This window comes from Nostoc edaphicum CCNP1411 (assembly GCF_014023275.1).
Classification (GTDB): domain Bacteria; phylum Cyanobacteriota; class Cyanobacteriia; order Cyanobacteriales; family Nostocaceae; genus Nostoc; species Nostoc edaphicum_A.
This window is the reverse complement of record NZ_CP054698.1, coordinates 3,996,833-4,013,053: the sequence shown is the minus strand read 5'-3', so window position 1 is coordinate 4,013,053 and position 16,221 is coordinate 3,996,833. Positions and strand designations below refer to the sequence as shown.

Annotated in this window: 13 protein-coding genes; 12 read left to right on the top strand and 1 reads right to left on the bottom strand. The window is 40.6% G+C overall.

Going from position 1 to position 16,221, the window contains the following annotated elements; genetic code table 11:
* Positions 1-301 precede the first annotated feature (301 nt).
* The 12 genes from rfbF to hepC all read left to right on the top strand — a co-directional run bounded on the left by rfbF (position 302) and on the right by hepC (position 15,970).
* Complete coding sequence (gene rfbF / locus HUN01_RS19410; protein ID WP_181932741.1) at positions 302-1,075, top strand: glucose-1-phosphate cytidylyltransferase; 774 nt, start codon at positions 302-304, stop codon at positions 1,073-1,075.
* A 103-nt stretch (positions 1,076-1,178) separates the two neighbouring features.
* Positions 1,179-2,393, top strand: a complete 1,215-nt coding sequence (gene lhgO, locus HUN01_RS19405) for an L-2-hydroxyglutarate oxidase (RefSeq protein WP_181927568.1) — start codon at positions 1,179-1,181, stop codon at positions 2,391-2,393.
* 443 nt (positions 2,394-2,836) lie between these two features.
* Positions 2,837-3,865, top strand: coding sequence for an NAD-dependent epimerase/dehydratase family protein (locus HUN01_RS19400; RefSeq protein ID WP_181927567.1), 1,029 nt, complete (start codon positions 2,837-2,839; stop codon positions 3,863-3,865).
* 110 nt (positions 3,866-3,975) lie between these two features.
* A complete protein-coding gene (locus tag HUN01_RS19395) occupies positions 3,976-5,244 on the top strand; it encodes a class I SAM-dependent methyltransferase (protein ID WP_181927566.1) in 1,269 nt (422 codons plus the stop codon).
* 182 nt (positions 5,245-5,426) lie between these two features.
* Positions 5,427-6,434 (top strand): glycosyltransferase family 2 protein, encoded by a 1,008-nt coding sequence (locus HUN01_RS19390; RefSeq protein ID WP_181927565.1) that lies wholly within the window; start codon positions 5,427-5,429, stop codon positions 6,432-6,434.
* A gap of 50 nt (positions 6,435-6,484) precedes the next feature.
* On the top strand, positions 6,485-7,330 hold the full coding sequence (locus HUN01_RS19385; protein WP_181927564.1) for a phytanoyl-CoA dioxygenase family protein: 846 nt from the start codon (positions 6,485-6,487) through the stop codon (positions 7,328-7,330).
* Between the two features lie 142 nt (positions 7,331-7,472).
* On the top strand, positions 7,473-8,021 hold the full coding sequence (gene rfbC, locus HUN01_RS19380) for a dTDP-4-dehydrorhamnose 3,5-epimerase (protein ID WP_181927563.1): 549 nt from the start codon (positions 7,473-7,475) through the stop codon (positions 8,019-8,021).
* A 56-nt stretch (positions 8,022-8,077) separates the two neighbouring features.
* Positions 8,078-9,334, top strand: a complete 1,257-nt coding sequence (locus HUN01_RS19375) for a glycosyltransferase (RefSeq protein WP_181927562.1) — start codon at positions 8,078-8,080, stop codon at positions 9,332-9,334.
* A 110-nt stretch (positions 9,335-9,444) separates the two neighbouring features.
* Positions 9,445-10,758 (top strand): NAD(P)H-dependent oxidoreductase, encoded by a 1,314-nt coding sequence (locus HUN01_RS19370; protein ID WP_181927561.1) that lies wholly within the window; start codon positions 9,445-9,447, stop codon positions 10,756-10,758.
* 285 nt (positions 10,759-11,043) lie between these two features.
* Positions 11,044-12,135, top strand: a complete 1,092-nt coding sequence (locus HUN01_RS19365; protein ID WP_069071176.1) for a glycosyltransferase — start codon at positions 11,044-11,046, stop codon at positions 12,133-12,135.
* A 219-nt stretch (positions 12,136-12,354) separates the two neighbouring features.
* Positions 12,355-14,583, top strand: a complete 2,229-nt coding sequence (locus HUN01_RS19360) for a GumC family protein (protein WP_181927560.1) — start codon at positions 12,355-12,357, stop codon at positions 14,581-14,583.
* A gap of 685 nt (positions 14,584-15,268) precedes the next feature.
* Complete coding sequence (gene hepC / locus HUN01_RS19355; protein ID WP_181927559.1) at positions 15,269-15,970, top strand: heterocyst development glycosyltransferase HepC; 702 nt, start codon at positions 15,269-15,271, stop codon at positions 15,968-15,970.
* 21 nt (positions 15,971-15,991) lie between these two features.
* Here the strand turns inward: hepC and HUN01_RS19350 are convergent, their stop codons facing one another.
* Positions 15,992-16,192, bottom strand: a complete 201-nt coding sequence (locus HUN01_RS19350) for a hypothetical protein (protein ID WP_181932953.1) — start codon at positions 16,190-16,192, stop codon at positions 15,992-15,994.
* Positions 16,193-16,221 lie beyond the last annotated feature (29 nt).

The following is a 16,221-nucleotide window of genomic DNA, read 5'->3' as shown; positions in this document are numbered from 1 at the left end:
TCCCTTTATAATTTTGTCGGAAATTACAGTTAGATTATTGACGGAGAAACAGAAATCAGAAATACATTTTTCTCCACCTAAGTGCATCCTCTTCATGTCGATAAAGTCAACCGATTTTGGATTTTGGATTTTGGATTTTGGATTAAAAGAGTTTTTTGGTACATGCCCCACGATGAAGCTGGGCGGAGCAAATCTACTCATAAGCTCGTGACGTTCGATGACTAATCCCAAATTGCAAATCAAAAATCAAAAATTGGCATGGTCAAATAATCATATCCCTACAAATCTCCGAGGTAATTGCATGAAAGCGGTGATTTTGGCTGGAGGACTTGGTACACGCCTCAGTGAAGAAACTAGTATCAGACCCAAGCCGATGGTTGAAATTGGTGGTAAGCCAATTCTCTGGCACATCATGAAAACTTACTCAGCCCACGGCATTAATGATTTCATCATTTGTTGTGGTTACAAAGGTTACATAATTAAAGAGTATTTTGCTAACTACTTTTTACACATGTCAGATGTAACCTTTGATATGCGCTTTAACCAGATGAACGTGCATTCTGGGTATGCTGAACCCTGGCGTGTCACCTTAGTAAATACGGGTGATAATACAATGACAGGCGGACGCTTAAAGCGAATCAGTGAACATCTTGGTAATGAGACTTTTTGCTTTACTTATGGTGATGGTGTAAGTAATATTAATATCACCGAGCTAGTTAAGTTTCACAAAGAACAAAATAGCTTAGGAACACTCACAGCCGTTCAACCAGCCGGACGTTTTGGTGCTATTTCTTTAGGATATGAGCAAACTAAAATCACCAGCTTTCGAGAGAAACCTGAAGGTGATGGAGCCTGGATTAATGGCGGTTATTTTGTCTTAGAACCAGAAGTAATTAACTTAATAGCCGATGACTCTACAGTGTGGGAACAAGAGCCATTAGAAAAGCTAGCTGATATGGAACAGCTATCTGCTTTCAGACATGATGGGTTTTGGCAACCGATGGATACTTTACGCGATAAAAACTATCTCGAAGGGCTGTGGAAAAACAACCAAGCTCCTTGGAAGGTATGGTAGAAAGAAAGTCAGAAGTCAGGAGTCAGAAGTTAAATGACCAATGACAAATGACCAATGACAAATGACAAATAAATTTACTGTAACTTGAAGTGCGATAATACTAATGTATGATTTTGCGATTATAGGTGGAGGAATAGTTGGACTCTCTACAGCATTAGCTCTAGGAAAACGCTATCCCAATGCGCGTATTTTAGTACTAGAAAAAGAGAGTCAATGGGCATTTCACCAAACTGGCAATAATAGCGGGGTGATTCATTCTGGTATTTACTACAAGCCAGGTAGTTTCAAAGCTAAATTTTGTCGTGATGGTTCTCGTTCAATGGTAGAATTCTGCCAAGAGCATGGAATTGACCATGAAGTTTGTGGTAAGGTCATTGTCGCAACTGAAGAACAAGAACTACCACGCTTAGAAAATCTCTACCAACGTGGCTTAGACAATGGCATAGAAGTCCAGAGAATCAGCCCCGAAGAAGTCAAGGAAATTGAACCTCACGTAAAATGTGTAGGTGGAATTAGGGTATTTTCAACTGGTATTGTTAATTACAAGCAAGTTTGTTTGAAATATGCCCAGCTAATTCAACAGCAGGGTGGAGATTTACACCTGAATACAAAAGTTCTGAAAATCTCCCCAAGTGGTAAAAATCAGGTATTGCAAACAAACAAGGGTAGCTTTGAAACACGGTTTGTAATTAATTGTACTGGATTGCATAGCGATCGCACCGCCAAACTAGGTCAAGTTGAACCCCAAGCAAAAATTGTCCCATTCCGGGGAGAATACTACGAACTCACCCCAGAAAAACGCTATCTGGTCAAGACACTAATTTATCCAGTACCCAATCCAGATTTTCCCTTCCTGGGTGTCCACTTTACCCGGATGATTGATGGTAGTGTCCATGCAGGGCCAAACGCGGTTCTCTCTCTCAAACGCGAAGGTTACAAAAAAACCGACTTTGACTTACGGGATTTTCTGGAAGTCATCACCTATCCCGGTTTCTGGAAATTGGCAGCCAAACACGCTGATGAAGGCATTCAAGAAATCATTCGTTCCTTTAGTAAAGCAGCCTTTACCAGAAGTTTGCAAAAACTAATTCCCGAAGTCCAAGCAGAAGACTTAGTTCCCACTCATGCAGGAGTTCGCGCTCAAGCCTTAATGAACGATGGCAAGCTTGTAGACGACTTTTTGATTGTTTCCGGTCAAAACTCCATTCATGTTTGCAATGCTCCTTCTCCTGCTGCTACATCTTCTCTAGAAATTGGCAAAGCGCTTGTAGCAGAAATTCCGCAACTTTCGCATCTAGATAGTGTAGTCACTGCATAGATATCATAGTTGTTCTTTCCGGGACTGCTGAATTAAGGCATGAATCTTGTATAGTAGGCATCTTTGTCTGCCTGGAAATACAAGGGACGGGTAAGATATCCATCCCACAAGAAAAAAGCGTAGTGCATCAATTAAGAACCGCTATAGAGTGCTGCTACTCAATGGGTTAGTCGGCAAACTATGTAATGAATGTTAGCCGATATATATAGCGCTTCTGGGTTGAGTTCAATGACCTAACCCCCAACCCCTTCCCTACTAGCGTTGGGGAGTAAGATTCAAAGCCTCTCTCTTAAGAGGAGAGAGGTTTGGAGAGAGGTCAAGTTATTGCATACAAACGAAAAATATAGCGGTTCCCTTCTAGATGCTACACGCTGTAGGGCACATATCTGTGCGCCCCAAATAAACGAAAAATTTAACTCATCAATACAAAGGCATTAACCACAATGAAAATATTAGTAACTGGCACAGAAGGTTATCTAGGTTCATTATTACCACCTCTGTTAATTGAACGGGGACATGAAGTTATTGGTCTAGATACCGGTTTTTATAAAGTTGGTTGGCTATACAACGCTAATGGGGTGACACCCAAAACCCTCAACAAAGATATCCGCAACATTACCCCTGATGATTTGGAAGGTGTTGAAGCAATAGTTCACATGGCGGAACTCTCCAACGACCCAGCCGGACAATTAGCACCTAACATTACCTACGAAATTAATCATGTAGGTTCAGTTCGCCTAGCTAGTCTGGCTAAGGCTATGGGCGTGCGTCGTTTCGTATATATGTCTTCGTGCAGTGTTTACGGTGTTGCTACCGCAGGTGATGTTACAGAAGAATCCCCAATTAATCCCCAAACAGCCTACGCAGAGTGCAAAACTCTTGTAGAACGAGATGTCAAACCACTCGCTGACGATGACTTCTCTCCCACCTTTATGCGGAATGCAACAGCCTTTGGTGCTTCCCCCAGAATGCGCTTTGATATTGTTTTAAACAACTTAGCAGGGTTGGCATGGACTAGCAAACAAATCAAAATGACCAGTGATGGTACACCTTGGCGGCCATTAGTCCACGCACTGGATATTTGCAAAGCAATAGTCTGCACCTTAGAAGCACCACGAGACATTGTACATAACCAAATCTTCAACGTGGGGGATACAGCAAACAACTATCGCGTTAAAGAAATCGCGGAAATTATTGCTGATATTTTCCCAGATTGTAAATTATCCTTTGGTGATAACGGTTCAGATAACCGCAGCTATCGGGTATCCTTCGAGAAAATTAACACAATCCTACCCGGATTTAAGTGTGATTGGAATGCCCGACTTGGCGCCCAGCAACTATTTGATTTATTCAGTCAAATACACATGGCTGAAGATACCTTTTTGTTTAGAGGATTTACTCGCTTAAAACAGCTAGAGTATCTGATTCGTACCGAGCAAATTGACCAAGATTTCTTCTGGAATAAAAAGTAGCTAGATTCCTCTAGTAACAGCGAACAAATAACCTAAGTTTCCGAATCAAATAGGATTGATTCGGACTTATCCCATCTCTTAAATTATTTGCAATCAGTGAGTTGAAATTTATGGCGATCGCAAAATGTCGTTTTAGTGGTCAACCTCTGCACCAAACCTTTATTGATCTAGGAATGTCACCTTTAGCCAATGCTTATCTTAGAGCAGAACAGCTAAATAATGCCGAAAAGTTTTATCCTCTCCACGCTTATATTTCTGAAGACACTCTTTTAGTTCAATTAGAACAATTTGAAACTCCAGATCATATTTTTAGTGACTATGCTTACTTTTCTTCCTACTCATTAAGTTGGCTAAATCATGCTAAAGCTTACACCAATATGATGGTAGAAAAGTTTGGCTTTAATCATCATAATCAAGTTATTGAAATTGCCAGTAACGATGGCTACCTACTGCAATATTTTTTAGAGAAGGGAATCCCCGTCTTAGGAATAGAACCAGCAGCAAATATAGCCAAAGTTGCTGAAGGTAGAGGCATTCCTTGTATCAACAAGTTTTTTGGAGTTGAAACGGCCAGAGAACTCGTGATACAAGGAAAAGTAGCTGACCTTTTAATTGGTAATAATGTTTTAGCTCATGTACCAGATTTAAACGATTTTATCGCTGGGATGAAACTCATCCTCAAACCTAATGGGATCTTGACGATGGAGTTTCCTCATATTTTACAACTCATTCAACAAAATCAGTTTGATACCATTTATCACGAGCATTTTTCTTACTTCTCATTCCTCACTATCGAAAAGATTTTTGCCGCACACAACTTACAGCTTTTTGATGTAGAAGAATTATCAACTCATGGCGGCTCACTCAGAATTTATGCCAAACATGACCACGCTGATAATCCTAGCATTAGCGACCGAGTTAGCCATCTAAAAGCAAAAGAAATTGCCGCTGGACTACATTGCATAGAGACTTACATTACATTTGCTGAAAAAGTCAAACAAACAAAGCACAAGCTATTAAATTTTCTCTTGAAGGCTAAAGCCGAAGGAAAATCAATTGCTGGTTATGGCGCACCAGCTAAAGGTAATACATTGCTCAATTACTGTGGAATTGGGAAAGATTTTATCGATTACACAGTAGATTGTAGCCCCTATAAGCAAGGTCTATTTTTACCTGGAACTCATATTTCCATATTTGAACCAGATAAAATCCGCGAAACTCAGCCAGATTATCTCCTAATTTTACCTTGGAATCTCAAGGAGGAAATTATGGAACAAATGGCATTTATTGGTGAATGGGGTGGACAGTTTGTAGTGCCAATTCCTGAAGTCAAAATTTATCCATCTCCTGTTCCGGATAGCCTTTTAATAGCGTCGTAATTACTAAACATAAGCACGAAAACGCCTTTTATTACTAATTCTTTAATTATCTTGGTAATAGATAGTCTGGAAAAAGCAATTAAAAGGCGTATATCCTTTAAAAATCTGGCTGTCAAACCACAAATAATTAGATCAAGCTGCTGTAAATAGCGATTTCTATTAACTACATCTTTTAATTTAATATGAACAAATTACTTACCATCGCCATTCCTACATTCAATCGTGCTGAATTACTTAATAAACAGTTAGCATGGCTAGCTCAAGCTATCAAAGGTTTTGAAGATGATTGTGAAATTTTAGTTTCTGATAATTGTTCAACAGATAATACTCAGCAGGTAATCCAAAAATGGCAAGCAACACTTAGCAACATCACATTTAATTCTAATAAAAATCCTAAAAATTTAGGCGTTGTCAAAAATATTATGTATTGCCTAAATTCTACAACGACAAAATATGTTTGGACAATTGGTGATGATGACCCAATTCAAGACAGAGCCATTGCTTATGTAATTAGCAAACTCAGACAACATGAAGATTTATCATTATTGTTCCTCAACTTTTCTGGACGGAACCAAATTACTGGTGAACCAGTTCATCCACCAAAAATTATTGGTAATCGTTGGTTTGATGTAGATAGTGAAGATGGTAAAGGTGATGGTAAAGCTATATTCGAGCATTGTTTTTCAAAAAGTGTTGGCGCAGTCATTTTTCTGACTGCTACAATCTACCGCACTGACTTAGTGAAACGCGCTCTCCAAAATTGGCAAGATGCTGAGAATAACTGGATATCTTTAGCATATTTAGCCGGATATTGTGCTGCTAATGGTAGTGTAATTGTCACTAAAGAGACTTATTTGGAATGTGTTGTTGGTGTGAGTTATTGGCAGAAAGAACCAAAATCTGCACTTTTAATGCAATACAAACACATACCCGAAGTGATTTTGAAACTGGAAGAGAATGGATATTCTAAGCAGTTTTGTAGACGGATGCTGTTGCAGAACGGTAAAGAAGTTAACTTGAAAGTTTTCTTGGGTGCTTTAAGAAGATGGCCTATGTCTGCAATTAAGACAGTAGTTCCATTTTTAGCTTTAGTTAGCTTATGTGCTTTGGATGTGATGGTTTTTAAAGAGTTTGGATTAGCAGAATCAAGCGAAATCTCTACTCAAGAAATACGGGGTTATAAGCCATAAGCTATTAAATTACTGATAAAGATACATCTGAACTAGAAGGAATTTACGTCATGTTTAGTGCAATTAAACGCAAAATATCTACACTGTCTTCTGACTTTAAATACTACGTAGCCCGTTGGAAGCATAGCAGAAATCTGCCAGCATTAGAAGGAAGCGATCGCAACATCCTTAATGCTCTCAAAAAAGATGGTGTTTATGTCACAACACTGGCAGATTTAGGGTTAAACTCTACCTCCGAACTGCTCAAAGCTGCTTACCATCAATTGTCTCAGATGGAAAATCCCAACAACGACCATCTAGACGAAAGGTTACCACAAATTTACACAGTTACAGGTTTACCAGAATTTTATGCTTGGGGAATCGAGAAAAGACTGGTCAACATCATCGAAAATTATATCGGTCTTCCGATAGCTTTTCATGGTGTACATTTACGCAAAGATTTCAAGAGCAAACATCAGTTTGGAACACTCCTATGGCATAGTGATGCAGAAGACCGCCGCATTATCAAAATCTTTATTTACTTGAATGATGTAGAAGAAAAAACTGGGCCTTTTGAATATATTCCCCGCTCTTTAACTCCCTTATTTAGCTGGAAATATTTTCAACTTTACTACAAACTTTATAAGTCAAGATATTTGGGTATCGATGACGAAGAAGTAAAAGCAGTCATCCCCAAATCAGCTTGGAAATCCTGTCCCGGCCCAGCAGGTACAGTCATCATTGTAGATACGAAAAATGCTTTGCATCACGGCACAATTCGCATAGAAGACAGGTCAACACTATTCTTTTGTTACACCGCTAATCCCCCCGAACGACCAGACCTTTGTACCCAATATTGGGATGATACATATCCCAGAGCAGAATTACGATCTTCATCAGATGCAATTTCTGTTTAGGGACTAATTATTTACTGTGGGGTGGGCATCTTGCCCGCCTACTAGCCAAAGGCGGGCAAGATGCCCACCCCACAAATATTTCTTGGAAATCCTTTAATCTGTAGGCGTTCTAAAACTCAATATTCATCTCAAATAAATCATCATGATTTTCACCGAAACCGCACTTAAAGACGCATTTATTATTGACTTAGAAGAAAAACCAGACCACCGTGGTTTTTTTGCTCGATCTTTCTGCGCTCAAGAATTTGAGGCACACGGATTAAAGGCAACAGTTGCCCAATGCAACCTATCTTTTAACTACAAAAAAGGCACTATCCGGGGAATGCACTATCAAATTTTGCCAGCAGCCGAAACAAAATTAATTCGCTGTACGAAAGGTGCAATCTATGACGTAATTATTGATATGCGTCCTGAATCTCCCACTTTTTTATCACACATCGGTGTAGAGCTAACTCCAGAAAACCGCCGCGCCTTGTATGTTCCAGAAATGTTTGCTCACGGCTATCAAGCACTCACAGATGAAACCGAGGTTGTATATCAAGTGGGTGAATTTTACACGCCAGGGTATGAAAGAGGTTTACGTTATGATGACCCATTCTTTGAGATTAATTGGCCTTTAGATGTAACTGAAATTTCCGAAAAAGATTTAAATTGGCCTCTGTTGAGAATGATGACTGTTGGAGCAAAATAGCTGTTTGAAAGTTGCAAATACTCTTTGTTTAACTTCACAATTACAAGAGGTATCAAATGCCAAATAATACTCTATCCCATCTGACTACTTCTATCAATTCGTTGTTAAAAAAAGTAGTAAATCGCATTAATTACATCAAAGGCTTAAAGGTTGTTTCACTCAAACCAAACCAGCCTTCTAGAGGGAATGTACTTTTTTCTTACCGGATTGAGCCATTCTTGTTAAAAGCTGGTCAGCCCATACCCCACGACCACACTTGGTACTGGGAGGTTTGGCGGATGGTGCAAACATTTTTGGATCTTGGTTATAACGTTGATGTTATTCAGTTCTACAATGATGAATTCGTTCCTGAAAAACATTATTCATTTTTCATCGATGTCCGTCATCGGATGCAAGAACTAGCACCAAAACTCAATAGAGATTGTGTGAAAATTTTCCACGTTGACATTGCGAATATGGTGTTTCGTAATGCGGCTGAATGTCATAGACATTTAGAACTACAACAACGGCGAGGAATTACTCTCTGTCCACAGCGATATGAAGTGCCTAATTTGGGAATTGAATATGCCGACTATGGCATAGTTTTAGGGAATGAATTTACCATCAATACCTTCAAATACGCGAATAAACCGATTTATCGTGTACCGCTTTCTAATCCTACTGTCTATCCTTGGCCAGAACAAAAAGATTTTGAAGCCGCAAGAAAACATTTTTTATGGTTTGCTAGTCACGGGTTTGTTCATAAAGGTCTGGATTTAGTTTTAGAAGCATTTGCACAAATGCCAGATTTCCATTTAACAGTTTGTGGGCCAATTAAGCAGGAACCAGAATTTGAACAAGCTTTCCATCAAGAGCTTTACGAAACACCAAACATCCATACTTATGGTTGGATTGATGTTACTAGCCCTGAGTTTATAGAAGTTAGCAATAGTTGTATTGGTACTGTGTTAGTTTCAGCAGCAGAAGGTGGAGCGGGCAGCGTTATCACTTGTATGCATACAGGATTAATCCCGATCGTCAATTACGAAACTAGCGTTGATGTGCATGAGGATTACGGTGTCCTATTAAAGAATTCTTCGATCGCAGAAATTCAAGCGGCAGTTAGAAGAATTTCTAATTTGCCTATAGAAGACCTGAAAAGTATGTCTCGAAAGGCGTGGGAATATGTAAGAGCAAATCATACTAAAGAGAACTTTGCCCAAGTATACCGAAATACTATAGAGCAAATTATCGAAAACCACAGCCAGAAAAAGCAGACATCTAGCAAACAACTGGTTAGTAGCGATGCCTCCGGCGGGCTACGCCTACGCTAACACCAATTAACTATGAAAATGTACTTAATATTTAGTTGTAACAAATCATTAAGTGCAAGTTTATAGAGAATTTGTATCACAACCAACAGTTCCAAAAAGGAGTTTAGTTCATGATTATTATCGATCGCGCCTTACAAGCTCGTGCAGCAGCAGGAAATCCTATCAAAGTAGGAATGATCGGTGCTGGTTTCATGGGTCGAGGAATTGCCAACCAAATTGTCAATTCAGTGCCAGGAATGGAGTTAGTTGCTATCTCCAATCGCAAGATTGACGCAGCCAAACAAGCTTATTCGGAAGCAGGAATTGAAGATATTCAAGTTGTTGCAACTGTCAGCGAATTAGAAGATGCGATCGCTAACGGTAAGTATGCAGTCACAGAAGACGCTAAGTTACTGTGTCGAGCTGAAGGCATCGATGCATTAATCGAAGTCACAGGTGCAGTGGAATTTGGCGCTCAGATCGTTATGGAAGCGATCGCTCATTGCAAACATGTGATCATGATGAATGCCGAACTCGACGGCACCATTGGCCCCATCCTAAAAGTGTATGCCGACAAAGCAGGCGTCATTCTCAGCGCTTGCGATGGCGATCAGCCAGGGGTACAAATGAACCTTTACCGCTTTGTCAAAAGCATTGGTTTAACTCCCTTATTGTGCGGTAACATTAAAGGACTCCAAGACCCCTATCGCAATCCCACCACCCAAGAAGGATTTGCTAAACGTTGGGGTCAAAAGCCCCACATGGTGGCTAGCTTCGCAGACGGAACCAAAATTTCCTTCGAGCAAGCGATCGTTGCCAATGCCACAGGGATGAAAGTCGCCAAACGGGGAATGCTGGGATATGACTTCAACGGTTATGTCGATGAAATGACCCAGTTATATGATGTTGAACAACTCAAAGAACTAGGCGGCATTGTCGATTATGTAGTTGGAGCAAAACCAGGCCCAGGCGTATATGTATTTGCCACTCACGACGACCCCAAGCAACAGCACTATCTCAACTTATATAAATTAGGCGAAGGCCCACTTTACAGCTTCTATACTCCTTATCACCTCTGTCATTTTGAAGTTCCCCTGTCCGTAGCGCGTGCTGTCCTATTCGGTGATGCCGTTATGTCTCCACTAGCAGGCCCGCTAGTAGATGTTGTCACCACCGCCAAAATCGACCTGAAAGCAGGAGAAACCCTGGATGGCATCGGCTACTACATGACCTACGGACAATGTGAGAATTCCAATATTGTCCAACAGCAAAATCTCCTACCAATTGGTTTAGCCGAAGGATGTCGCCTGAAACGAGACATTTCTAAGGATCAAGTTCTCACTTATGAGGATGTAGAATTACCTGAAGGCAGACTTTGCGACCAACTACGAACTGAGCAAAACAACTATTTCGCCTCAGAAAAAATCTTGGTAGCAGTTGGATAATAGCGACAAATGAATTGGCTGTAGGGGCGTACAGCTGTACGCCCCTTACGTTTCGGAAAGATCCCCCCGCCTGCGGCGACCCCCTTAAAAAGGGGGTGAAAATTAAAAAAGCCCCCCTTTTTAAGGGGGGTTGGGGGGATCTCCGAGGCCCCTACCAACGTATGTATTTGTCGCCAGAATTTCGTGAAGAGGATAGGAAGTTATACTGCTGAACACTAAAGTTGTTGATAATATATTTGCTGGGGAGCGTTGAAATAAACCTGATCGAAACTTTAGGTTAAATTCATGAAAATTGCTCTAGTCCACGATTATTTAACCCAGCGAGGTGGGGCAGAGCGTGTGTTTGAACTGCTTTGTAAACGGTATCCTGAAGCAGATATTTTCACATCTCTGTACGATCCACAAAAAACTATCGATCTAGGCGATCGCGTAGTCAACACAACTTTCTTACAAAAGATTCCTGGTGCAGCAAAATATTTTAGGTCGATGGCTCCTCTATATTTTCCTGCCTTTCGCGCCTTGGATCTACAAGACTACGATTTAATTATTAGTAGTAGCACCAGCTTTGCCAAAGCAGTGCGAAAAAATCCCAATGCCCGCCACATTTGCTTTTGCCATAACGTCACCCGTTTCTTATGGGATACAGCAACTTATTTAAGAGAGTACGGAGACTATAGATATTTTGCTCCTTTAATAGAACAAGTATTTCAAGTCATGAGAAAGGTAGACCTGAAATATGCCCAGGAACCTGATCTTTATATTGCTAATTCTAGTGTTGTTGCCCGCCGTATTGAAAATATTTATGGCAAAAAGGCAATGATGGTGAATTATCCAATTGATACTAGTAAATTTCTTTTTTCAGATATAAAAGATGAATATTATCTGGCCTCCGCCCGGATGATCAGTTATAAGCGACTTGATATAATAGTCGAAGCTTTTAATTGGTTGGGGTGGCGGTTATTAATATCTGGTGATGGGCCAGAACAAGCACGGTTAAAATCCAAAGCATTACAAAATATTGAATTCTTGGGACACGTAAGTGATAGAACCCGCAAAGACTTGTTTTCCAAAGCCAAGTCTATTATTGTCGCAGCCCTAGAAGATTATGGGTTAGTTCCAGTAGAGGCTAATGCTAGCGGCACACCAGTCATCGCCTATGGAGCAGGTGGAGTATTAGATACTCAAATTCCAGGTGAAACAGGAGTCTTTTTCAAAAGACAAACACCCGAATCTCTACAACTTGCATTACTAGAAGCCAATGGCATTTCTTGGGATTACGATCGCATCCGTAATCATGCAGTAGCAAACTTTTCAGAGAATGCATTCTTTAGTAAAGTTGAGCAAATTATTAACCAAGCTTGTGGTGTGCATCTTTAATAATAAAGAATTCAGGAGTCAGGAGTCAGAATTCAGAATGGGCTAAACCTTAGCTATCCGCTAATAGCATGAACTCTGCCAAACTTGCAAAATCATAGGTTAAATTTACTAGTCTTCAACCAGCGACACATTTAAATTATCTACTGATTACATTCTGACTTCTGAATTCTGAATTCTTCTTTATCTCTTAGCGTAAATCTTGAAGACAAGGATATAAAAGTGGTTCAAACTAGTCTAAATCCTCAAATAATTCCATCATCTGAAAATGAGCCAAGTTACGGACAAATGTTTGCCGTATTTGTGCGGAGATTCCCTTGGTTCTTAGCAGTATTTGTTGCTTCTATTGCTATTGCAAGTATGGTAACTTTAAAAACCAAACCTACTTATAGAAGTTCTATGCAACTGCTTGTAGAGCCTAACTATCAGGGTAAGAAAGAAGGTGCTGGGGTAGACAACCAGTTTACTGACTCGAATGTGTTTATAGATACTGCTACTCAGCTTAACTTGATGCAGAGTTCGGGACTCATCCAAAAAGCAGTTGATAAACTTCAGTCTGACTATCCAGATATAAGTACATCTGAGATTAAAGCTTCTTTGGTCTTAACTCAATTAAGGAGCAAAGAAGATAATGTTGCTACTAAAATATTTCAAGTTGAATACACTGCTGGAGATCCAGAAAAAACACAAAAAGTTCTGGGTGCAATTCGACAAGTTTATGTGGAATATAACAAACAGCAACAGAGTTCTCGTTTGCAAAAAGGTTTGCAAATTATCAGGGAACAGTTAAGTAAAGCCAGTGAAGAAGTAAACGCGGCTGAAACAAATTTACAAAGGTTTCGGAGAAATCAGAACTTAATTGATCCAGAGTCACAGGCGAAAGCTATTGAGACAGCTTTGAACAATATTGGCCAAGAAAGACAGACAACTCGCGCCCAATATGGGGAAGCTTTAGCACGCCAAAAATCTTTAGAAGAACAACTTAATCGTTCTCCCCAAAATGCTCTAGTTGCTTCTCGTCTGAGTCAGTCTACTCGCTACCAAAGCTTACTCAACGAAATCCAAAAAAGCGAACTAGCACTAGCACAAGAACGTTTACGCTTTACAGATCAAACTCCGAGTGTGCAAAAGCTCAAAGAACAGCTTCAGGGACAGAAGGAATTATTACAACAAGAAGTAGGAAGAACTTTAGGCGGAAAGTCTGCTGGTGCTTTCACTTCTGGAGACTCTCTTCTCGAACGAGGACAACTCGGTGAAATTGATCTCAGCCTTGCCGGTCAGCTAGTGGAAACGCAGACTAATATAGTTGCCTTAACTGCTCGCGATCAAACTTTAGTTCAGAAAGAAAACGAGCTACGTTTGGAAATTAAACGTTTCCCGCCTCTGTTAGCTTATTACAATCGGATGCTACCGCAGTTGCAATTTAGTCGTGAAAGATTAGAACAACTTTTAAGAGCAGAACAGCAATTGCGGCAAGAACTTTCCAAGGGTGGATTTAATTGGGAAGTGGTAGAAGATCCCCAACAGGGCGCACAATTAGGCCCCAATCTTCAGCAGAATTTGCTGTTAGGTGCTGTGGTAGGGTTAATGTTAGGAGGTATTGCTGCCTTTATTCGGGAATCGGCTGATGATGCAGTTCACACCACTGCTGAGTTGGAGAAGCAAATGGCTATGCCGTTGTTGGGAACAACTCCCAAATTACCGCCAGCCAAACCCAGAGAATCAATGATCAAGTTACCTTTTGGGAAGCCAGAAGTTCTTGCCCCCTGGACGATTCAGGTATTGCAATCTCCACCGCGTTGGGAATCGCTGGATCTGATTTACAAAAACATTGAACTTTTAAATACTGTTACTAGCTTAAAATCTTTGATGATCACCTCGGCTTTAGCCGATGAGGGTAAATCAGCTTTGGCGTTGGGTTTGGCGATGAGTGCTGCCCGTTTACACAAAAGGGTACTGCTCATTGATGCCAATTTACGCGATCCCAGTCTACACCACCAACTGAATCTTCCTAACGAGCAGGGGCTTTCAACTCTATTGGCGAGTGATGCAAGTCTACCCAACCAGATTAGTCTGCAATACTCAGGTTCCGCTTACATCGATATTTTGACCGCCGGCCCCAAACCTGCTGATCCAGCTAATCTGTTGAGTTCGCCTCGGATGATGCAACTAATGGCAGCATTTGAGGAAAACTATGATTTGGTACTGATAGATGCTCCCCCAGTTCTCGGCTTGGTGGATGCTATGCTCACCGCCTCATCTTGTCGTAGCGTGGTTATGGTGGCAAGCATTGGTATTGTGACGCGGAGTCAGCTTAATCAAGCAACAGCCATGCTGAGTAAGTTAAATCTGATTGGGGTTGTAGCTAATGGGGTATCAAACTCTAGCAGTAATTACGTACCTTATATCAAACAACAGCAATTAGCCCTGCGACAAGCTGTAGAAAAGTAATTCGTAATTTCTCGTTTCTAGCCTCTGGCTGGAAATGCATTCAAAGCGGCTCTGCCGCGAGTAAGGGAGGCGGAGCCTCTAGGATGGCATTCCCAGTCGGAGACTGGGAACGAGGTAAAGACTGATTAGGTAGGGGCAATTCATGAATTGCCCCTACATTTTTATGACCAAAATTTAATTTTATTGCTATCAGGAAAATTTCAGTATATTTATGCTATCTTTATGGATTTTCAGGGAAATCACTGGCTCTTTAAAGAGTAAATAAAGAATTTATTTGAGCGATCGCTATTTCTACATAGTCTTATATTCTAGAGATTAAAGCACCTTCATAAAGGCTAGAAGACAAGAGTGGACTGGTTTTGGTAAATCTATCGACACAAGAAACACCTCAGTACGATTAAACGTATATATAGATTTATGGGTAATTTCCCTCTACACATTTCTACTTTCAGTAGTTACCGGAAAAATACCAATTACCCATGAATATTGATAGTAACGTTGATTTGTACACCTCTACACCAGCAGAATTCTGCATGATGTGTGCTTGGCTGAGTGGCAAATAGCAATAGCATATTTTTGCCCTCAATCTTTTTGGACTGACAACAAGATTCGGATTTGGGTCTTTGGCATTGATAGCCTTTGATAACGCCTCAGTAATTCACTCCTGTATAAACCCAAAGACATTATGACAACTTCAATAATTCCAACTCTACAGAATTTATATGATGTAACCCAGGAAAACCAAGATAATCGTGGGTACTGCACACTCCAATGGCGGCGCGGTAAGTTGTTGGTGAAGGTGCCTGGAAAAGTTAAACAACCATATCTGCCTGCATTAGATAGTAAGCGATCGCTAGTAAAATGCTTACAACATTCTCCAGTAAGTTTGGTAAGCATAGATCCAAAGCTGGGTGAAGCTTCGCTCCGGTTTTGGGCAGATGCATGTGAAGAAGCTCAAAAGCCAATATTCCTCAGCATACCCACTGGCAAAAAACTACCCTTCAGACAATTGCAGCGACTAATTGATTGGATTGCTGCTTTAGGGTTGCTGCTATTACTGAGTCCAGTAATGCTGGGATTGATTGTGTTGATGCAGGTTTACTCACCAGGATCACTTTTTTGTCATGAATGGCGTGTTGGAGAACGGGGTAAACTCTTTCAATCGATGAGTTTTTGCACGTACAACACCACACCCCTAGAGCGTTGGATGGGCAAATACAATCTCAACAATCTGCCACAGTTATTTAACGTGCTGCGGGGTGACATGAGTTTAACCGGCTCTCGTTGTTGGACTTTAGAAGATGCAGTACAGCTAAATAAACTACCAGCTTTATGGGAAGTAGAGGCACAGTCTCACCTGTTACATCTGGATGGCCAAACCCTATGAAAAGGAGTCAGAATTCAGAATTCAGAATACCTCAACAGTCAAGTCAGGGGCAACAGTCACGGAAAGAATTTTTTCTTCTCCACGATAGCGTAGCGGTAGCGAATCCTTGAGTGTCTTAAAATCGCTTGCTCTAAACCTCGATTTTCCATCCAGTCGCACAGAATCCATTCTGGATTCTGGCTCCTGAATTCTGAATTCTTCTTCCGTAATTGATGATTTCATCTACCGCACTGAGGCTAAAGTAAAAATTG